Origin of the sequence: Bradyrhizobium sp. BLXBL-03 (assembly GCF_051853015.1) — a bacterium.
Taxonomy (GTDB): domain Bacteria; phylum Pseudomonadota; class Alphaproteobacteria; order Rhizobiales; family Xanthobacteraceae; genus Bradyrhizobium; species Bradyrhizobium manausense.
In genome coordinates, this window is the sequence record NZ_CP182470.1 from 2,627,738 (window position 1) to 2,645,265 (window position 17,528).

Here is a 17,528-nt window from a genome sequence, read left to right on the forward strand (position 1 = left end):
GATCGGAACGACCATGCATTGGCTTCGCGAAGTGGCGCGACGCAGCCCGGGGTACATAACGCGGGTCGGACTTGGCACATATATTGATCCCGAGAACGGCGGTGGCAAGTTCACCGAATGTGCGCGTGAAGACCTCATTCGTCGGATCGAGCTCGATGGTCAACCCTATCTGTTCTATCCAAGCTGGAAGCTTGACACTGTCTTCGTGTGCGCGTCATCGGCTGACGACGAGGGTAACCTCTCTTTCGAAAACGAGGCGCTCATTTCCTCTACGGTCGCGCTGATCCTCGCGGCCAAGGCCAGTGGCGGGCGTGTCGTGGCCCAGGTTCGTCGGACAGTGCCCTACGGTTCGCGACCTGCGTCCGAGATCCGCATTCCGGGCATCTTCGTTGATGCGGTCGTGGTCGACCCATCCATGATGATGACGACAGAGGTGAAGTTCGAACCTGCTTACTTCGGTGGGAAGCGCGTTCCATTGTCGCAACTGCCTCCTATTCCGATGTCGGCGGACAAGGTGGTGGCCTTGCGTGCGGCGAGGGAGGTTCGAAAGCGAGAATTGTCAATCTTCGGCTTCGGCGCTGCGGCCGACGTGCCGTTGGTCATGGCTGAGCGAGGTATACTCGACGACGGCAACCTGAAAGACTATTGGTTCACCACCGAGCACGGGTCATACGGTGGCGTCGTCATGTCGGATTGGCAGTTCTCGGCGAACTTGAACCCGGACGCGATCCTTGATGGCGTCTATCAGTTCGATGTCATCGACGGCGGCTTGTGCCGTTTTGCCGCCTTGGCGTTCGCTCAATTCGATCGAAGCGGCTTTGTAAACGTATCGAAGTTTGGTGTGGCAAATCCCGGCTCTGGAGGGTTTGTGAACATTGCGGAAAGTGCGAGCCGACTTGTGTTCACCGGCACCTTTACCACGAGCGGACTGGAAGTGGCGTTTTCAGACGGCAAGCTGCGGATCGCGAAAGAAGGCAAGGTTCGCAAATTCGTCAACAAGGCCGACCACATCACGTATTCGGTTGCCGGCGGTATAAAAGGAGGGCAGACGGCCTGCGTGATCACGGAGCGCGCAGTTTTCGAGGTTGTGCAAGATGGGCTGATCCTCACGGAAGTAGCACCCGGCATCGACGTTCGTCGCGACGTTCTTGACCAAATGGAATTTGCGCCGTGGAAGATCGCCGACGATCTGGAGCTGATGGACTCGTCGTTGTTTCTGGAGACGCTTCTGCGCGCAAAGGCGAGCTGAATCTCGTGCCGCGGTCAAGCGCGAACGACCGGCTGCTGGGCGGCAGCTGGAGGGTGACGATCATCTCCTCTAAACGCCGGTGAGCGACATCGGCCTGGGACTCCGTCGCAGGCTCGATCAGAGCTTTCTTGTCCATACGTCGCCCGAGCTTTGCAGCGCACCAATCACCGAACGAGTCCGGATAGCGCCAGCTAAGACCTCGATTTAAGGGGGCGGCGCTGCGAAATCCTACAATTCCCTGCCGTTACGACCGATTTTCGACGCCTTGAGCCGAGGGCAAGTGGCGGAGCACGGCTGCCTCCTTGCGTGTGGGCCTGGGGAACGGAGCGCGACCGTCCTTTTAGTTGGATTTCTCCTTGTAAGCTATTGATCTCTAACGGTGGGATTTTGGCTTAGTTGGAAAAATTCCCTTGAAAAATCAACGGCCGTATCATGTCTCTTAATCAGCGGGTCCCAGGTTCGAGCCCTGGTGCGCCCACCATTTCAATATCTTGGCCGGCAAAGCCGTTTGATCTTCTGATTTTTCAAACGGTATTTTTGCAAGCGAACAACCGACAACGTTCGATGAAGGGGCGCGGCGGGCAGCAGCTCAGCAGTTCGTCGTGTGAGTAGCCCGACACGAAAACGAACACTTTGGAGGCGTCGCTTGTCTTGCCGAACGGCGAACCCCGTCAGATGGGCGTTGGCATCCATGTTGCGGCTGGGATCGGCAAGTCTCGCCCTGCTTGTGGGTCGCCCACGACGCCACCCCAGAACATCACTGAAAGCCCGATTTCAAGGGCGGCGCGAAGTGCTCAAGCGCCGAGGAGATCGCGGAGGGAGGATGCCGCGGCGGGACGCGATCTGATGTCGGGTCAACGACCGGTCCCGTCGCAAGATCGAGACCTATGATGGGTCGTTCCACGTCGACTGCCCCAGTTCCTTTACCGCGATGATACGCTCGCCGACCGTAATCTGGGCCTCGGTGACCGTGGTTTGGCCGAAATCCTTTGCCCGCAGCCAAGTGTCGGCAGCGGCAAGAGCAGCGGGCAGGTCGGGGGCATCGTATTCATGAAAGTCGACGGTCTGGTGAAGACCGAGGGCGTTTCGTTCTAAGGCTTCGACGCGATATAGGGCCATGGCGTACGTTATATTGTCAGAACGACGCTCGTCTGATCGTATCAATTGGGAGACTCAAGCCTGCGCTGTATTCGCGATGGCGCTTTGATCTATGTGAGACCAATGCGGGATCGGCCCGGACCTGGGCAGGTGCCGGATGGTGAGCCGGACGCCGCGCATACGGGCACCCCATCTCGGCAGGCGCCTTCACCTATCGAGCAGCGGCAGCAGCAGAGGGAGCTGGTAGCGCTAGCGGGTCCCTGAGAATGACGATGTGGCGCGTGCCGTCGGCATCAATCACTTCCATGCTAGATAGCTCCAGCCCCTGCGCTTCAACATAGATCTCCCGAGGGTTGCGAATCTGATGATCGTGGCCTTCGAGGTCGACATCCAGAACATCGTCCTTTGGATCATAAGAAATCCCGAGCAATGGCAACCATTCCGCTTCGATCTGGTCGCCCAGCTTGAGCGAGGCGACCTCTATCTCGGCTCGTTTGCCGGTCAGCAGTGCGTTCGTAATCCGGTCGAAGAAAATACCCCACTGCGATTTTTCGAGCTGTTTCGCCATGACTCTTCACCTCCAAATGCGCCACGCTTCTGCTGGCCATTTTGGGTGAGCTGGCTGCAGCCGCCATGACTGTCATCAATTTCGGAAGGAATTCGAGTGGCGGACCTCGTGCCGCAGCGGGTATCGGCAACACGCATCGCTGAGGCTACTCTGGAGTGGAAGAATGAACGCACCAAGGAATTCGGCGAGCAGATTCTCAATGAGGCGGGCAGGCGGCCTGCCGCACAGGCACCGTAATCCGAAAACTTCACCCACAGGTGACATCTGTCAGAATCGCCAAATCTCATACAGAAGTTGACGCCCGTCATCGCTATGATGCTCGCCGCTCCTACATTGGCCCGAAGGCGGTGTCGCTAGTAAGTTGGTGTTTTATGAAGGCAGACAGCCAAATCGAACGCGAGGTTCGTGATGAGTTTGGAATGGGATCCCGACCTTGACGCAGACCATAGCTGTTCATGAATAATGACCAGCCCTACCAGAAGCCGCAATCCTGCGCCTTTGTCATCTTCGGTGTCACGGGAGACTTGGCCAACCGACTGGTGATCCCTTCGCTCTACAATCTCGCCGCAGCCGAACTCTTGCCAGATAGATTCTGTATCATCGGCGTCGCGCGCCGCGCCATGACGAATGAAGCACTGCGCGAGAGCCTAATGAGGGGCCTGCACCAGTTTGCAACGCGCCGGGTCGATCACAAGATCGCGCACCGTCTCCTGGAATGCATCACCTCTGTCGAGGCCGATCCTGACGACGGTCCCTCTTACGACCGTCTCAATGAGCAGCTTCAAGAATTGGAAGCCGCGCGCGGCACCGGAGGCAATCGGCTATTTTATTTGGCAACGCCGCCTGATGCCTTTGCGCCGATCGTGCGCCAGCTCGGCCGTCTCGGCTTGTTGAAGGAGGATCATGGCGCTTGGCGACGGCTCGTGATCGAAAAGCCCTTTGGGACTGACCTGGCGTCGGCGCGCGCGCTGAATGCGGAGTTATTGAGCATTCTCAACGAGCACCAGATCTATCGAATCGATCATTACCTGGGCAAAGAGACTGTCCAGAACATCCTGGTGCTGCGCTTTGCCAATGGAATGTTCGAGCCGATTTGGAACCGTCATCACATCGATCATGTCCAGATCGTGGTGGATGAGCGGCTCGGCGTTGGGCACCGCGGCAGCTTCTATGACGCGACCGGCGCGTTGCGCGACATGGTCCCGAACCATCTGTTTCAGCTGCTATCGTTGATCGCGATGGAGCCGCCGACACACTTCGACGCCCACAACGTCCGTTCGGAAAAGGACGAGGTGCTGACGGCGATCCAGACCCAGAGCGAAGAGGAGGCGCTGAAAAACTCGGTGCGCGGTCAGTACACCGCCGGGAAGATCGGCGACACCGAGATTCCGGATTATCGCAAGAGCCCTGACGTGGGGCCGGACAGCGTTACGGAGACCTTCGTCGCGCTGAAACTGAGCATTGACAACTGGCGCTGGGCGGGTGTCCCCTTTTACCTGCGCACCGGTAAGGCGCTCCCCATGAAGCGCACGGAAGTAGCGATTAAATTCCGCGAGGCGCCGTTCGCGATGTTTCGGTGCACGCCCGTCGAGCAATTGGCTGAGAACTATCTCGTCATCTGCATCGAGCCAAACGAGGGCATCACGCTGCAATTCAACACCAAGGTGCCGGGGCCTGTGATCAGGATCGACGGCGTACAAATGAAGTTTCTCTACAAGGACTACTTCGAGGCCGAGCCGGCAACTGGCTATGAGACCTTGATCTACGACTGCATGATCGGCGACAATCTTTTGTTTCAACGCGCCGACGGCGTTGAGGCCGCTTGGCGGGCGGTTCAGCCCTTTCTTGATGCCTGGAGAAAAGTGGGTACAAAGGGATTGGAATTCTATCCCGCGGGTAGCGAAGGTCCTCCTGGCGCATTCGAGCTGTTAAGGCGCGATGGTCGAAGTTGGCGGAAGCTCTGACGTCGATGGGTTTGCAGGAACAGTTGATTAGCGGCCGCCTAGTTCGTCGATGTGGAACAAAAGATCAGCCGGATCTTCGTAGACGCGAACAGCTCCGGCTTGCCTCAATTCGTCCGAACCGTAGCCGCCGCTGAGCAGCCCGACGCCCAACGCCCGGCAGCGCGTAGCCGCGAGCATATCCCAGATACTGTCGCCAACGACGAATGCGTTCTCGATCGGGGTCTCGAGCCGGGCCGCGGCAGCGAGGAACAGGTCTGGATCTGGTTTTGCGTACTTAACCTGATCGCGAGTGATGACGATGGTCTGCCGAGGATCGACATCCAGTGCCGCAAGGTTGACCGCAGCGGTTTCCATCCGCCCGCTGGTCGCAATTGCCCAAGGTATCGCGCTCTCGGCGAGCCAGGCGAGCAGCTTGCGCGCGCCAGGCAGTGCGTTGATGTCGCCGGCGTATCGCCGGTAGGCCTCGGCGTGGCGCCACCGCAGCCGTTCCATCCGTTCGGGATCAATTTCGACCTCGGTCTCACGCAACAGCTGATGGGTAAACAGGCCACCGCTCATGCCGATCTTGCGGTGGATGCGCCAGACAGAGATTTCGATACCCTCGGCATCGAGCGCGGTCTTCCATGCGAGAACATGCTGATAGACACTGTCGACCAGGGTGCCATCCAGGTCAAATAGAAAGGCCGGTTCGATGTGCATTTGTGAGATCTCCGCTCCAGCAAATCCGATACGTGCACGATCAACGACGCTCTGGCGACCGACACGCTGGCTCGTTTCGAACTCCTTGCCGCTGGCAAGCCAACGCCGGCGATCCATTGCCATCGTGCCATGCTGAAGGCAGGGTAAAGCCCTCGGCGCAACACTTGTGCCCGCACGGCCTGACCGATCCGTCACCCGAGAAGACCAAACCGGCCACTCCTCCGCAATCACGCGCAAAAACTCCAAAGAAGCGGCGACAGCTTGATTGCCACGTTCCTCGACTTGGTCGTAATCCGCGATCAGAGGCGCGTACGCCTTGACGGTCGTCAAGGCCGTGCTTGTCCGGGCAGCTCAAAAGGCAAGTGGGGCTGCCAGACGTCTCGGGGGCACCGTTGCGGATGCTTCGTTCTCGGCTGGCAATCTGCATTCGGCGCCAGCACGCGCGCGCGAGTTGGTGAGCTGGGCCAATCCAGCGGGATCGCGGCCCCGGAAATCGACACATACAAGTTCAAGTGTGTCCGTCGTTAGGATCACGAAGCGGATCGGCCTTGCACACACGGGACAAGGAACCGGAGCAACATTTCTCTGCATGGCAGTGCCTGCGCTGAATCAACATGGGGATGCATTGCATGCTGACTGTTGCGGCGCGCGGCGCAGCGTTGCGCGGATATCGGCCCGCAAAGCCGGGTCTGCATTCCTGAATTGATAGCGCTCAAGGCTCGCCATTCAGGAAGCTGCCAGCTTGGCTCATTCGTTCGGGATAGGTCGTGCGAAGGCCTTGGGCCAATGGTTGCGCCAGCATGCGCCTTCAGCCGCATCTGCCGCCTCATGAATACACCATCACGGTCTTGATGTTGACGAACTCCTTGATGCCATATGACGACAATTCACGCCCATAGCCGCTTTCCTTGATACCACCAAAGGGCACCTTCGGATCGGAACGAACGTTCTCGTTTACAAAGACCATTCCCGATTCGATCTCGAACTCGGCGATCCTTTCTCCACGTGGAAGATCGCGGGTGATCACGGCGCCGCCAAGTCCGAAGGAGGTGTCATTCGCGATCGCAATCGCCTCGGCCTCGCTCTTGGCGGGGATGATTGCCGCGACCGGGCCGAATAATTCCTCCTCATAGGCCGGCATGCCTTTCCCGACGTCCGTCAGAACCGTGGGCGGATAGTAGGCACCCGGATGATTGGGGACGGTGCCGCCGAGAAGGAGGCGCGCTCCCTTTCCGACGCTAGCGACGACCTGCCGGTGCAAGGTGTCGCGCAAATCGTGCCGCGCCAGCGGACCTATCTCTGTCCCACCCTCGAACGGGTCTCCCATCTTGGCCTTGCTCATCAGCTCGACAAAGCGTTTCTCGAAAGCCGGCCTGGCCTCTTCCACCACAATAAACCGTTTGGCAGCAATGCAGCTCTGGCCCGAATTGACCAGCCGGCCTCTGGCGCAGATGGCTGCCGCGGAGTGGGGATCGGCATCTTCCAGGATCAAATACGGGTCGCTGCCGCCGAGCTCGAGCACGGTCTTTTTGAGCACGGCGCCGGCCTTGCTCGCGACTGCGCGTCCGGCGGCGCCGCTACCCGTCAGGGTCACCGCGCGCACGAGTGGATGCTCGATCAGGGCGTCGACCTGCTTGCTCGCGATCATCAATGTGCGGAACAGGTTTTCGGGAAAGCCGGCGGCGCGAAAGATCTTTTCAATCGCGAGCGCACAACCCGGCACATTCGAGGCATGCTTGAGCAATGCTGCATTTCCTGCCATCAGGCTCGGTGCTGCAAAACGAAAGACCTGCCAGAACGGAAAATTCCAGGGCATGATTGCCAACACCACCCCAAGAGGGTTGAACGCGACGAAGGTTTTGCGTGCATCAGTCAATACCGGCTGACGTGACAGGAAAGTCTCCGCATTTTCGGCAAAGTACTCGCAAGCTTTGGCACATTTCTCGGCTTCTGCAATTCCGTCGAGGAAGGGCTTTCCCATCTCCTCCGCCATCAGCTTTGCATATTCGCGTGCGTTGTCCCTAAGGATCCCGGCAGCATTGCGCATCAGCGAAGCCCGGCGATCGAAGCCGGTTCGGTGCCACGCGACGTAATCCTGGTGAACCTTACAGACGACGTCTTGCGCCTGCTCAGTCGACCATTCCTCATACGCTGCGAAAAGTTCGCCGGTGGTGGGGTTGATCGATTGAAGTGTCATGGCGGATGGTCCTCGCATAGCAGCTCGGTCGGGTGTCCGCTGCGTCAGTCACCATGAGTATGTGAGGTCTGACGAACCATGACGGTCGTCAATTTGCCCAGTTTGCGCGCGGGGGCCTGTAGTTATGGCCTGGTCTGGTCCACGCCGCCCCGGAAGCTGCCAAACATCAGGCCTGCCGTCTAATGTACCTCGTCCGTGATGCGCTGCCACGCCTCGATCAGTTCGCGGCTGTGAACCGCCAGCGTCCAGGCATTAACCCTGAAAAGTTGAATGGGGATGTCAACGCCGACCATCAGCAAGAGCTCGCGGAGAGAGATGCTCGCTTTCAGAGGAGTCGAGAGCGCATCCAGCTGATTGCGGGCATTTCAACTGATAACCGTCAAGGTGCAATTGGCGTGATGATGTGATGAATGCCGCTTTACCGCCGACGGTGGGGATTGGTCGTTTACGCGTAAGGCTCGCATCATGCCCACGGTCTGTCGCTTCTACGATGATTACGCCGATGGCAACCGCGTCATTCTTTCGTTGGACATTGAGGGCGGTCCGGTTTCAGACGCCAGCCTTGTTTCCAACAATTGTGATGCCTGGTACATCGGCGCCGTGGCATCTAACCTTGTGCCCTTGCGGAAGCATAGCGAAACCACCGTCGCCGGCCCAAGCATTAAAGATGCGAGCGCCGGTGCTGGGGGCGGGGCAACCGTTGGAACTGCCGCGCGCCTTATCACCATGCTCGTCGTGCCAGGGATCGGGCCTGTGGTCGGGGTCGGTTGGCTCGCAGCCATATTGGGCGGCATGGCGGCTGGTGGAGTAACTGGCGGCCTTCTGAGCGCTCTCACGAACGCGGGAATCAACGAAGAAGGTGCACATGTTCTGGTCGAGGGCGTGCGGCGCGGTGGAACATTGGTTGCCGCACGCGCCGCGCAGGAAGATGTGCCTCGCATCGAACCATTGATGAATTGCAGAGCCGTAAATCTTGAAGAGCGGAGTGAAATCTATCGCAAGGCCGGCTGGCTCGCTTTCGACCCCAAGGCGCCGCCCTACACCGCCGACCAGGTCCGCTGTGAACGAGCACTGCACGGCCGCTGAGCCGCCTTGCCGGGAGGCACGGCGATCGAGACGACGACTGGCTATTGCGCTTGCAGCACCGAGCGAGCTTACAGGAGCGAGTGATGAGCTATTATACGCCCAATGATCCCAATGCATCGTTCGGAATGGCAGCGGAAGCTCGCATCGAAGCCGGGCTGCGGCAGCACATGCAGCGCGTTTATGGCTATATGGCAGGTGGATTGATATTGACCGGCCTCGTCGCCTATGCCGCCGCGTTCTCGGGCTTCTATCAGGCCATCGAAGGCACGCCGCTGCTCTGGATCGTGATGCTGGCGCCGCTTGGATTCGTGCTGGTTTTGAGCTTCGGGATCGAACGCATCAGCGTCGGCACCGCGATCCTGCTGTTCTGGATCTACGCTGCGGTGATGGGCCTGTCGCTGGGCGGGATCTTCCTGGTCTTCACCGGAAGCTCCATCGCGCGTGTCTTCTTCATAACGGCGGCAACCTATGGCGTCACGAGCCTGTACGGGTTTACAACGGGTGCCGATCTCTCGCGGTTCGGTTCCTTTCTGTTCATGGGCCTGATCGGCATTGTGATCGCCTCGCTGGTGAACATCTTCACAAGATCGGATGCCGTCCAGTTCGTGATCTCAATCGCCGGCGTGATACTGTTTGTGGGGCTCACTGCCTACGATACCCAGCGCATCAAGGCCATGTACCTGGAATCCGACACGGAGGAGTCGGCCGGCAAGAAGGCCGTGATGGGAGCGCTGGCACTTTATCTCGATTTCGTCAATCTATTCATGCTGCTGCTGCAACTGTTCGGTCAGCGACGCCAGAATTGATGAGGGATTCGGCCTGGATGGCGCCCGTTCTCATCGTGCTCGGTCTACCCTTGCTGCTGGCGGGCTGCTGTGGCCGCATCTCAGCCAGATCGGGCTTGGACGTCCGCCTGGCGACATAGTCATCGAGCGCGAGAATATGACGCTTCTACTTTCGCCGGCGACATGCGCGGCGCGGTTGCATGGAGCAGTCGCCGTGATTGACGGTCGTCAAGGTCATTCGGTGGCGATGTCGCGAATATTGCATGGACGGTTCACTGGCAGCCTTTGAGGACCCGATGCTTCACATCGATATTCCAACCATCGCGGAGTTCAGGGATCTTGCGCAACTCAGGGCCGAGTTCTGCATTTCCATGTACATGCCCATGTCTCGGCTTGGTGCGAACGCCGAGGCCAATCGCACGCTATTCAAGGACCTGGCGAAGGAGGCGCTCGTCCAATTGAGGCAAGCAGGCGTCAACACGCGCGTGATTGAGGCGTTCGAATCGCGCTTCGAGCAACTCGCCGGAGGCGAACACGATCCGGATCAGGACAAGGTCCGGCAGCGCCAGCGGGCCAAGCCGGACGAGAGCCTCTCGTTTTGGCACTATCAAGGCAACGGACTTGCCGTGCTGGCGGTACCCGAAATGTTGCACACGTTCCGTATGGCGGAAACACCGAGGCAGCTGGTGGAGGTGGCCGACCGTTTGCAATTGGCGCCGTTGTTGCGGGCGATGACCTCGCGGCACGATGCTTTCGTGCTGGCGCTCGCGGAAGAAAGCGTCCGGCTTGTGCAAGTCTTTGCCAATTCTCCGCCGTTGCGGGTGTGGGTGCCAGGACTGCCCAAGAATGCGGAGGAGGCGTCGCATCGTCCATCATTCCATGTCCGTGCGCCCCGGGGACGCTTGCAAAATCTCGAAGGCGAGAAAGTGCTCCTGCACCAATATGTCGAGAAGGTGGATCACGCCGTCCAGAATGTGCTGCGCGGGCATACGACGCCGCTTATCCTCGTGGCTGTCGAGCCGCTGGCTTCGATGTTCCGCGCGGTTTGCGACTATCCAGAGTTTGTCGAGCAAGCCATGCAGGGCAATCCGGACCGGCTTACCGACGCTGAACTGGAGGATCGGGCGATTCCGATTCTTGATCAGCTCTATGCACGGGAAGTCACCAACTTGATCGCGCGATATGAGGAGTTGAAGCCGCGGCGCGCCACAACGGACCTCTCTTACGCAGCCCATGCGGCGACCGCAGGTGCGGTCGATCAGTTGCTTGTGGACCTCGATGCCGTCGTGCCCGGGCTCGTCAGCGATGTCGACGGCAGCGTGACCTATGCGGCTTCCGACGATGCGGAAGTCTATAATGTCGTCGACGAGGTGGCGCGGCGAGCGTTGTGCACCGGGGCGAGAGTGTTGGCCGCGTCGCGAGAACAATTGCCGGAGCGCGCGCCGTTGGCGGCAATCCTCCGCTATCAATTCATTTGATCGCCGTCGTCCGATCGGTCTTCGGCTCGCCGTTCCGGTACCACGACCGACGGTTTGCCTGGGCCGGCCCCCTGTCGGGGCGGCTTCATTCGGATCGGCTTCGTCAATGGCGATCGCCTTGTCGGTTTCCTTTGGGCACTCTCCGTCGGTCCTTTGGATGGATCGCTTGTGGTCAGAGACCGATCACGATGCGTCTTCAACGTGCGTCACACCTGGCGCTGACCAGGCAACGCGTTCGGCTTCCTCCCGCTCCGTCCAGGAGCGGACGGTGCCGTTCAAGATTACCTCGCTGCCTCTGGCCTCGACACTGATGCGATTGGCATCGAGCGTCGCGCTTCGCTTGAACGCTTCCTGGATCCTGCGCTGGATGTCGGTGGGCTGGACCGCCGGCCTCAGCTGGATCACGTTGGTGACACCCTTCACGCCCTTGATCTTCCGCACCGCGTTTTCGGCGATCGTCTTCTGGTACTGCCACTCGGCTGTTCCTTCGAGCGTGGTCCAGCCGTCCTTGACGATCACTTTGATCTTGTCGTGGGACATCGGCAGTTCTGACCTCAGCGCGGCCACCGCATCGCGTGCGATCTCGGGATCGGGGCGCTGGTCGATTGTGGGGAGGCGCACTTCGATGTCGTTGGCAACGGCATGAACCCCGGCAACTCGCTTCGCAGCGGCTTCGGCCTCGAGGCGGTCGGTGTAGCTACGGGTGAAGCCCGCCAAGGTGACGATGCCATCCCTGACCGAGACGGCGATATCTCCGGCGTTCAGGTCGGGGTTCCATTGCAGTTCATCACGAACGTCTCGTTCGATTTCGCTGTCGGATTTCATGATCTGCTCCATATTCCGCAAGAATGAAACTCGGACGATTGCAGCTCATCGTACGAACCTCTGGACAGGGGGGCATGACGACCATCAACTTCCCGCTCGTAGTTCTTGGCCTCCGACCGTGTGCTCCGAAGGTTTAGTCGCCCCATCCTGCCAGAGCCTGAATCCGCCTTTGAAGGCCTTGTCATTGGTTCCCAGTCGCGCGTAGGGAGGCGGCTTGCCGATCTTGTGGGCGTTGCCGCCCCCCAGAACGACGTACTCGGGCTCCAGCGCCGCAATCAGGCGCTTCACCACGTCGTCGACGCTCCGTCTCCATTTTATCTTTCCGAGATGCTTGAGGCCGGCGGCACCAACGAAGTCCTCGAAGGTCTTTCCCTTCCGGTACGGCAGGTGTCCGAGCTCCATAGGTTCGAGGACGCCGTCGACGATCATGGCGGATCCCAGGCCCGTGCCTAGCCCGAGAAAAAGCATCTTGCCGCCTTCATAGTTTCCCAAGGCCTGCATCAGGGCATCATTGACCACCTTGGTCGGACGGCCGAACGCTTTCTCGAAATCGAATCCCGCCCATCCGGGTCCGAGGTTGTGGGGCTCCGCGAGCGGGCGGTTGCGGATAACGGGCCCGGGATATCCCACCGAGACGACGTCGTAGCTCCAGTCCTTTGTGAGCTCTTTGACTTTCTTCACCATCCTCTTGGCGGAAAAATGCGGCCCAGACGAAAACTCGCGTTTCGTACGGCCCTTGTCGGTCATGACTTTCACATGAGACCCGCCTACGTCGATCGTCAGGACCGTGGATCGCGATCTACGCTTTCTCTCCTTTTTCTTCTTCATGCGTTTCTTTCTCATCTACGTACCGATGACCGCCATTCCTGCGGAGCCGGCAAGCTCGTGGACTCAGCGCGTCTCTCCCGCGATTACCTTTCTGCGGACGCGCTAGGCGAGGTCTCCGCCACCAGGCGTCCGACCCGGTCCAGCACCTCCTGCCGCACGGCGTCCGTGTCCGTCGGCTTCACGGCAGCCGTCACGGTCAGTTCGACGACGGGACGATCCGCATGGGTGATGTCGATCACGCGCGACACATGCACCGCCGGCTGAGCTCGCCTATCCAGACGGGGGTCGCTGCGGAGCTCCCGCAACACGGTGTTAGCAATCGCGTCTGCCGGTGCGCCGGCCGGCACCGGGAAGGAGACCTTGACGTCGCCGGTCCTGGGATAGGCACTGTGGTTCAGGATCGGCTGACCCCAGACAGCGGCATTCGGCAGGAGGATCTGGGTGTTGTCGGCCCCGACGAGCTCCGTCATGAACAGCGAGGGAGAGTTCACCGTGCCTGCCCTGCCGCCGACATCGACCTCGTGGCCGATCCGAAAGGGCCGAAAGATGAGCAGCATCACGCCAGCCGCAAGATTGGAGAGGGTACCCTGCAGCGCCAGGCCGATGGCCAACGAGGTCGCCCCCAGCACGGCGACGAGGCTTGCCGTTTGGATTCCGAACATCTGCAGCACGGCGATACCGACGATGACGAGCGTCGCATAGCGGGCTAGGCTCGCCAGGAACGCCGTCACCAGTGCGTCCACGCGATGGGTCAGGGTCAGCAGGCGACACACAGAGCGGTACGCCACGCCCGACAGCCACCAGCCCACGATCAATAGAACCGCGGCGTAGATTGCGTCCAGGCCGTAGATGACCAACGATGCCTTGAGAGTTTCGAGATTGACTGTCATGGCGTCTCCATGCGGTCCTGCTTGCGCAGTGCCAGGTAGCCGCGAATGCCCGGAGCAGCTTTGCTTGATAAGCAGCAAACGCGCGACGGCCCGAAATGGTTTGCGCCGCCTATCATCAGTTTGCCGGCGTGGCCGCGCACGTTGGCCACGCAGGCATTGTTTACGCGACTTCGATGGCGGCTGGCCTGCGGCCCGTTCTTGTTGCCGGGCATGACTGCGCGATTGCGATAGGGGCCGCCTTAAGCAGTGCTAGGGCAGTATTGCTGACGGCTTTCATTGCGGCCTCCAGTGATGATGGTGCTCTGAACGCGTCTTGCCTCCGGGCGTTCCTCGTCCAAGTCTTGAGATGTACCAGCGGAAAAGCTCAGTGTGACCCTGCCGGAGGTGGGCAGCTGGCGGGTAGGCTGCCTTGTTGCCGCGGGGCGGCCCACGATCCCTGAACCCGGCGCACGGTGTGCAGCATCGCTGGCAGTTGATGGCCGTCAATGTGTGCAAAGGTACGCGTTGTATTCTGTCTACTGCAGCCAGTCATTTTACGGCGAAACATTCGTGAGCTAAGATGCAGCTTTATGAACTCACATCGAGCAATGATGGCGGGCTCCGGTCGATCGGCAAGTTAGAGCCAACTTTCGATTCACGCACCCGGGCGATCGCCCAATTGGCTATTGCGATCGCAGTGGTGCTCTTGGCGCTCTGGGTGGTGCGTGAGTTTCTGGTGGCGCTGACCTGGGCAGCGCTAATCGCCATCGCGATCTGGCCGGTCTACATTCAGTTCGCGCGGCTGATCTCCCGCCGCCGTGCTTCCTTGTCAGCTCCATTGCTGTTTACGCTTCTGACCGGACTTGTTCTGCTTGTGCCCCTGATTTTGGTGGCGCATCAGATTGCACAGGGAAGCGGCGCCTTTCTACGGGCGCTCTATCGCCTGCGTGAGAGCGGAATTGCAGTCCCGGTCTGGCTTGTGCAACTGCCGATCGCCGGCCAGAACCTCGAACTCTGGTGGCGCGCCAACCTCGGCAATCCGGATGTTTTGAGGGAATGGCTTCGCGGCGTGAATATCGAAACACTCACGTCCTGGACCGGAGCCCTCGGGGGAGCGTTGTTGCATCGCCTATTTCTCTTCGCAATTACGCTGATCGCTCTGTTTGTCGCGCTTCGCGATGGAGACTGGCTGGCTGATCGCGCCTTGACCACGGCCGACAATCTAGTCGGACATCGCGGCGCGCGCTTGGTAAGCAGGATCGCCGATGCAATCCGCGCCACCGTGAACGGGACGATCGCAGCAGCAATCCTGAAAGGCGCCGCCATCGGTATCGCGTATGTCGCGATGGGAGTGCCGCATCCGCTACTGTTCGCGGCTCTGACGACGGCGTTGGCTATGGTGCCTCTCGGCGCATGGATCGCGCTCACCACGGCGGCACTGATATTGGCTTCGCACAGCAGTGCGTTGCTGGCGCCCGTAGGCTTATTCGTTTTTGGCGCAGCGATCTTGCTGATCGGTGACAATCTCGTTCAGCCGGCGCTGATTGGAGGCACTGCGCAGCTACCATTCCTGTTGGTACTGATCGGAATCCTCGGCGGGGTCGAATCGTTTGGATTGATCGGTCTATTTCTCGGCCCGGTGATTATGGCGGCTCTGCTTACCGTTTGGCGTGAATTGATTGGCGTCGAGCCTTGAATGGATTGCCGAAACGCTCATCGGTCAGTCGCCCTTTCCGGTATTCCGACTCCCGCAAGCAGTCCAAATGATAAAGCGACCGCAAGGCGTGCGCCCGCGGCGCAAGTCAGGGAGGAAAGGCCGGGGAGGCAGCGACAACTTTGGCAGGTCACTTATCCCCACCGACGTTTGCTTTCGTCGGTATCGGCCTGAGGCATCAAATGGCGCTCAGAATCGAAGATTATGCAATGATTGGGGACTGCAAGACCGTCGCCCTGGTTGGGCGCAGCGGCTCGATCGATTGGCTGTGCTGGCCGCGATTTGACGCGGCAGCTTGCTTTGCGGCCCTGCTTGGCGAAAGTGGCAACGGGCGCTGGCTCATTGCACCAAAGGGCGAGCCGATCGAGACCACGCGACATTATCGTTCAGGCACTCTGGTGCTCGAGACGGAATTTCGAACCACGACAGGCACTGCGACACTGGTCGATTTCATGACGCCTGGAGACGGCGTTAATCTTGTGCGCATTCTTATCGGCAAACACGGACGAGTAGACTTTCGCACTGAATTTGTAGTTCGCTTCGACTACGGCACGACGGTCCCTTGGGTCAGCCGGCTCGACGACGGGGGTATCAGCGCGATCGCCGGTCCGGAGCGACTGGTGCTGCGTACGGCAACGCCGCTTCACGGCGAGGATTTGAAGACGGTTGGTGAGTTTACCCTCGAAGCAGGGCAGTCAATCCCGTTCGTCCTTAGCTACGGGTCTTCGTTTCAAGCCCCTCCACCGGCGATTGGTGCATTCAATGCACTGAAGCGAACCGAAGAATTTTGGCGCGGATGGAGTGATCGGTGTCCCGCGGTCGGACCATGGACGGAGGCCGTCAAACGTTCGCTGATTACGTTGAAAGCCCTGACCTATGCCCCGACCGGCGCGATTGTCGCCGCTCCCACTACCTCGCTGCCGGAGCTTATCGGAGGAATCCGGAATTGGGACTATCGTTTTTGCTGGTTGCGCGACGCCACCTTTGCGCTGCTCGGCTTGATGCATCTCGGATATTTTGACGAAGCACGGGCGTGGCGGGACTGGCTGCTCCGTGCTGTCGCTGGCAGTCCACAGCAGGTGCAGATCGTCTACGGGATAGGGGGCGAACGCTGGTTGCCCGAGATGACAGTTCCGTGGCTCGCCGGCTATGAGAGATCCCCGCCGGTGCGCGTCGGAAACGCGGCCTACCAGCAGCTTCAACTCGACGTGCTCGGCGAGGTCGCTGACGCCATGTTCCACGCCGCCAAGGGGGGAATAGGTTTGACCGATCGCGGGCGCGCCCTGCGGCCTCTCATGTTGGAATATCTCGCAAGCGCCTGGCGAGAACCAGATCAAGGCATTTGGGAAGTTCGTGGCGAGCGACAGCACTTTGTCCATTCCAAAGTCATGGCCTGGGTTGCGTTCGATCGCGCAGCGAAGGAGTTCGCTACCGAGGGATCAACCGAGGCAGCACGACATTGGCGGGAGGTGGCGGATGAAATCCACACCGACGTGTGCGAGCGGGGCTTCAACCGGGATCTTGGGACTTTCGTGCAGGCCTATGGCTCTAAACAGCTCGATGCCGGCTTGCTGCTGATCCCGCTCGTAGGCTTTCTGCCGGCAAGTGATCAACGCGTGCAGAGCACGGTTCGGGCCATTGAGAGGAGACTTTTGATCCAGGACGACTTCATTCTGCGGTATGAACGGGCAAATCACAGCGACGGGCTGCCGCCGGGAGAAGGCGCTTTTCTCGCGTGCAGCTTTTGGCTCGTCGACAACTACATTCTCCAGGGACGCTATTCGGAAGCCCGTAGGCTGTTTGATCGCCTCCTCTCGCGCTGCAATGACGTGGGTCTGCTTGCCGAGGAATACGATCCGTTCGCCGGCCGCATGCTTGGTAATTTTCCGCAAGCCTACAGCCATGTGGGCTTGATTTGTTGCGCGTTGAACCTTTCTCGCGAGACATCCCCACTAGAAGCGCGGGGCACGCCGCAGGGTCAATCGGCGCAAGCGGCTCAAACCGAAACGGTGCCAAACTTAGATCGACTTTCTCGTTGAATCGTCCGGGTTGGAGCAACCCGGGCCGCCGCTCATCAGTGCGGGCGAAGCTATGGCGTCCCATTACCTCGAAAGGCATCAGAAGTTGACATCAGTCAAGGTCAGTATCCGTTCTGCCCCTGGCGAGTG

Annotated in this window: 18 protein-coding genes; 10 read left to right on the top strand and 8 right to left on the bottom strand. The window is 59.8% G+C overall.

The window, feature by feature from the left end:
• The first annotated feature begins 1 nt into the window (after window position 1).
• Window positions 2-1,249, top strand: a complete 1,248-nt coding sequence (locus ACNJX9_RS12465) for a CoA-transferase (RefSeq protein ID WP_439410046.1) — start codon at window positions 2-4, stop codon at window positions 1,247-1,249.
• An 885-nt stretch (window positions 1,250-2,134) separates the two neighbouring features.
• Here ACNJX9_RS12465 and ACNJX9_RS12470 read toward each other — a convergent pair.
• Window positions 2,135-2,368: a hypothetical protein gene (locus tag ACNJX9_RS12470; protein WP_439409050.1), complete on the bottom strand. Its 234-nt coding sequence runs from the start codon at window positions 2,366-2,368 to the stop codon at window positions 2,135-2,137.
• A gap of 190 nt (window positions 2,369-2,558) precedes the next feature.
• Window positions 2,559-2,915, bottom strand: a complete 357-nt coding sequence (locus tag ACNJX9_RS12475; protein ID WP_439409051.1) for a DUF5335 family protein — start codon at window positions 2,913-2,915, stop codon at window positions 2,559-2,561.
• Window positions 2,916-3,011: 96 nt separating this feature from the next.
• Between ACNJX9_RS12475 and ACNJX9_RS12480 the strand changes: the two genes are divergently transcribed.
• Together ACNJX9_RS12480 and zwf are read left to right on the top strand one after the other, a co-directional pair.
• Window positions 3,012-3,152, top strand: a complete 141-nt coding sequence (locus ACNJX9_RS12480; protein ID WP_439409052.1) for a hypothetical protein — start codon at window positions 3,012-3,014, stop codon at window positions 3,150-3,152.
• Between the two features lie 218 nt (window positions 3,153-3,370).
• On the top strand, window positions 3,371-4,879 hold the full coding sequence (gene zwf / locus ACNJX9_RS12485) for a glucose-6-phosphate dehydrogenase (protein ID WP_439409053.1): 1,509 nt from the start codon (window positions 3,371-3,373) through the stop codon (window positions 4,877-4,879).
• Window positions 4,880-4,906: 27 nt separating this feature from the next.
• Here the strand turns inward: zwf and ACNJX9_RS12490 are convergent, their stop codons facing one another.
• Window positions 4,907-5,578 (bottom strand): HAD family hydrolase, encoded by a 672-nt coding sequence (locus ACNJX9_RS12490; RefSeq protein WP_057750591.1) that lies wholly within the window; start codon window positions 5,576-5,578, stop codon window positions 4,907-4,909.
• Window positions 5,579-6,404: 826 nt separating this feature from the next.
• Window positions 6,405-7,775, bottom strand: a complete 1,371-nt coding sequence (locus tag ACNJX9_RS12495) for an NAD-dependent succinate-semialdehyde dehydrogenase (RefSeq protein WP_439409054.1) — start codon at window positions 7,773-7,775, stop codon at window positions 6,405-6,407.
• 182 nt (window positions 7,776-7,957) lie between these two features.
• Here ACNJX9_RS12495 and ACNJX9_RS12500 point away from each other — a divergent pair, with 182 nt between their 5' ends.
• From ACNJX9_RS12500 to ACNJX9_RS12520, 5 genes are all read left to right on the top strand, one after another.
• Window positions 7,958-8,182, top strand: coding sequence for a hypothetical protein (locus ACNJX9_RS12500; protein ID WP_439409055.1), 225 nt, complete (start codon window positions 7,958-7,960; stop codon window positions 8,180-8,182).
• Between the two features lie 58 nt (window positions 8,183-8,240).
• Window positions 8,241-8,861, top strand: a complete 621-nt coding sequence (locus tag ACNJX9_RS12505; protein ID WP_057750277.1) for a hypothetical protein — start codon at window positions 8,241-8,243, stop codon at window positions 8,859-8,861.
• 83 nt (window positions 8,862-8,944) lie between these two features.
• The gene (locus ACNJX9_RS12510) at window positions 8,945-9,667 is read left to right on the top strand and encodes a Bax inhibitor-1/YccA family protein (protein ID WP_439409056.1); all 723 of its coding nucleotides are present in this window, start codon (window positions 8,945-8,947) and stop codon (window positions 9,665-9,667) included.
• 13 nt (window positions 9,668-9,680) lie between these two features.
• Window positions 9,681-9,935: a DUF2905 domain-containing protein gene (locus ACNJX9_RS12515; protein ID WP_439410047.1), complete on the top strand. Its 255-nt coding sequence runs from the start codon at window positions 9,681-9,683 to the stop codon at window positions 9,933-9,935.
• A complete protein-coding gene (locus ACNJX9_RS12520) occupies window positions 9,910-11,124 on the top strand; it encodes a baeRF11 domain-containing protein (RefSeq protein ID WP_439409057.1) in 1,215 nt (404 codons plus the stop codon). The genes ACNJX9_RS12515 and ACNJX9_RS12520 overlap by 26 nt, the downstream gene beginning before the upstream one ends.
• Window positions 11,125-11,307: 183 nt before the next feature.
• Here the strand turns inward: ACNJX9_RS12520 and ACNJX9_RS12525 are convergent, their stop codons facing one another.
• The 4 genes from ACNJX9_RS12525 to ACNJX9_RS12540 all read right to left on the bottom strand — a co-directional run bounded on the left by ACNJX9_RS12525 (window position 11,308) and on the right by ACNJX9_RS12540 (window position 13,879).
• Complete coding sequence (locus tag ACNJX9_RS12525) at window positions 11,308-11,949, bottom strand: BON domain-containing protein (RefSeq protein WP_439409058.1); 642 nt, start codon at window positions 11,947-11,949, stop codon at window positions 11,308-11,310.
• Window positions 11,950-12,033: 84 nt separating this feature from the next.
• Window positions 12,034-12,777 carry an ROK family protein gene (locus ACNJX9_RS12530; protein ID WP_439409059.1) on the bottom strand — a complete coding sequence of 248 codons (744 nt, stop codon included), beginning with the start codon at window positions 12,775-12,777 and terminating at the stop codon, window positions 12,034-12,036.
• A gap of 83 nt (window positions 12,778-12,860) precedes the next feature.
• Window positions 12,861-13,667, bottom strand: a complete 807-nt coding sequence (locus ACNJX9_RS12535; RefSeq protein ID WP_439409060.1) for a mechanosensitive ion channel family protein — start codon at window positions 13,665-13,667, stop codon at window positions 12,861-12,863.
• A complete protein-coding gene (locus tag ACNJX9_RS12540; RefSeq protein WP_439409061.1) occupies window positions 13,664-13,879 on the bottom strand; it encodes a hypothetical protein in 216 nt (71 codons plus the stop codon). The genes ACNJX9_RS12535 and ACNJX9_RS12540 overlap by 4 nt, the downstream gene beginning before the upstream one ends.
• 347 nt (window positions 13,880-14,226) lie before the next feature.
• Between ACNJX9_RS12540 and ACNJX9_RS12545 the strand changes: the two genes are divergently transcribed.
• Window positions 14,227-15,342, top strand: coding sequence for an AI-2E family transporter (locus ACNJX9_RS12545; RefSeq protein ID WP_057751362.1), 1,116 nt, complete (start codon window positions 14,227-14,229; stop codon window positions 15,340-15,342).
• A 200-nt stretch (window positions 15,343-15,542) separates the two neighbouring features.
• Complete coding sequence (locus ACNJX9_RS12550) at window positions 15,543-17,399, top strand: glycoside hydrolase family 15 protein (RefSeq protein ID WP_439409062.1); 1,857 nt, start codon at window positions 15,543-15,545, stop codon at window positions 17,397-17,399.
• Window positions 17,400-17,528 lie beyond the last annotated feature (129 nt).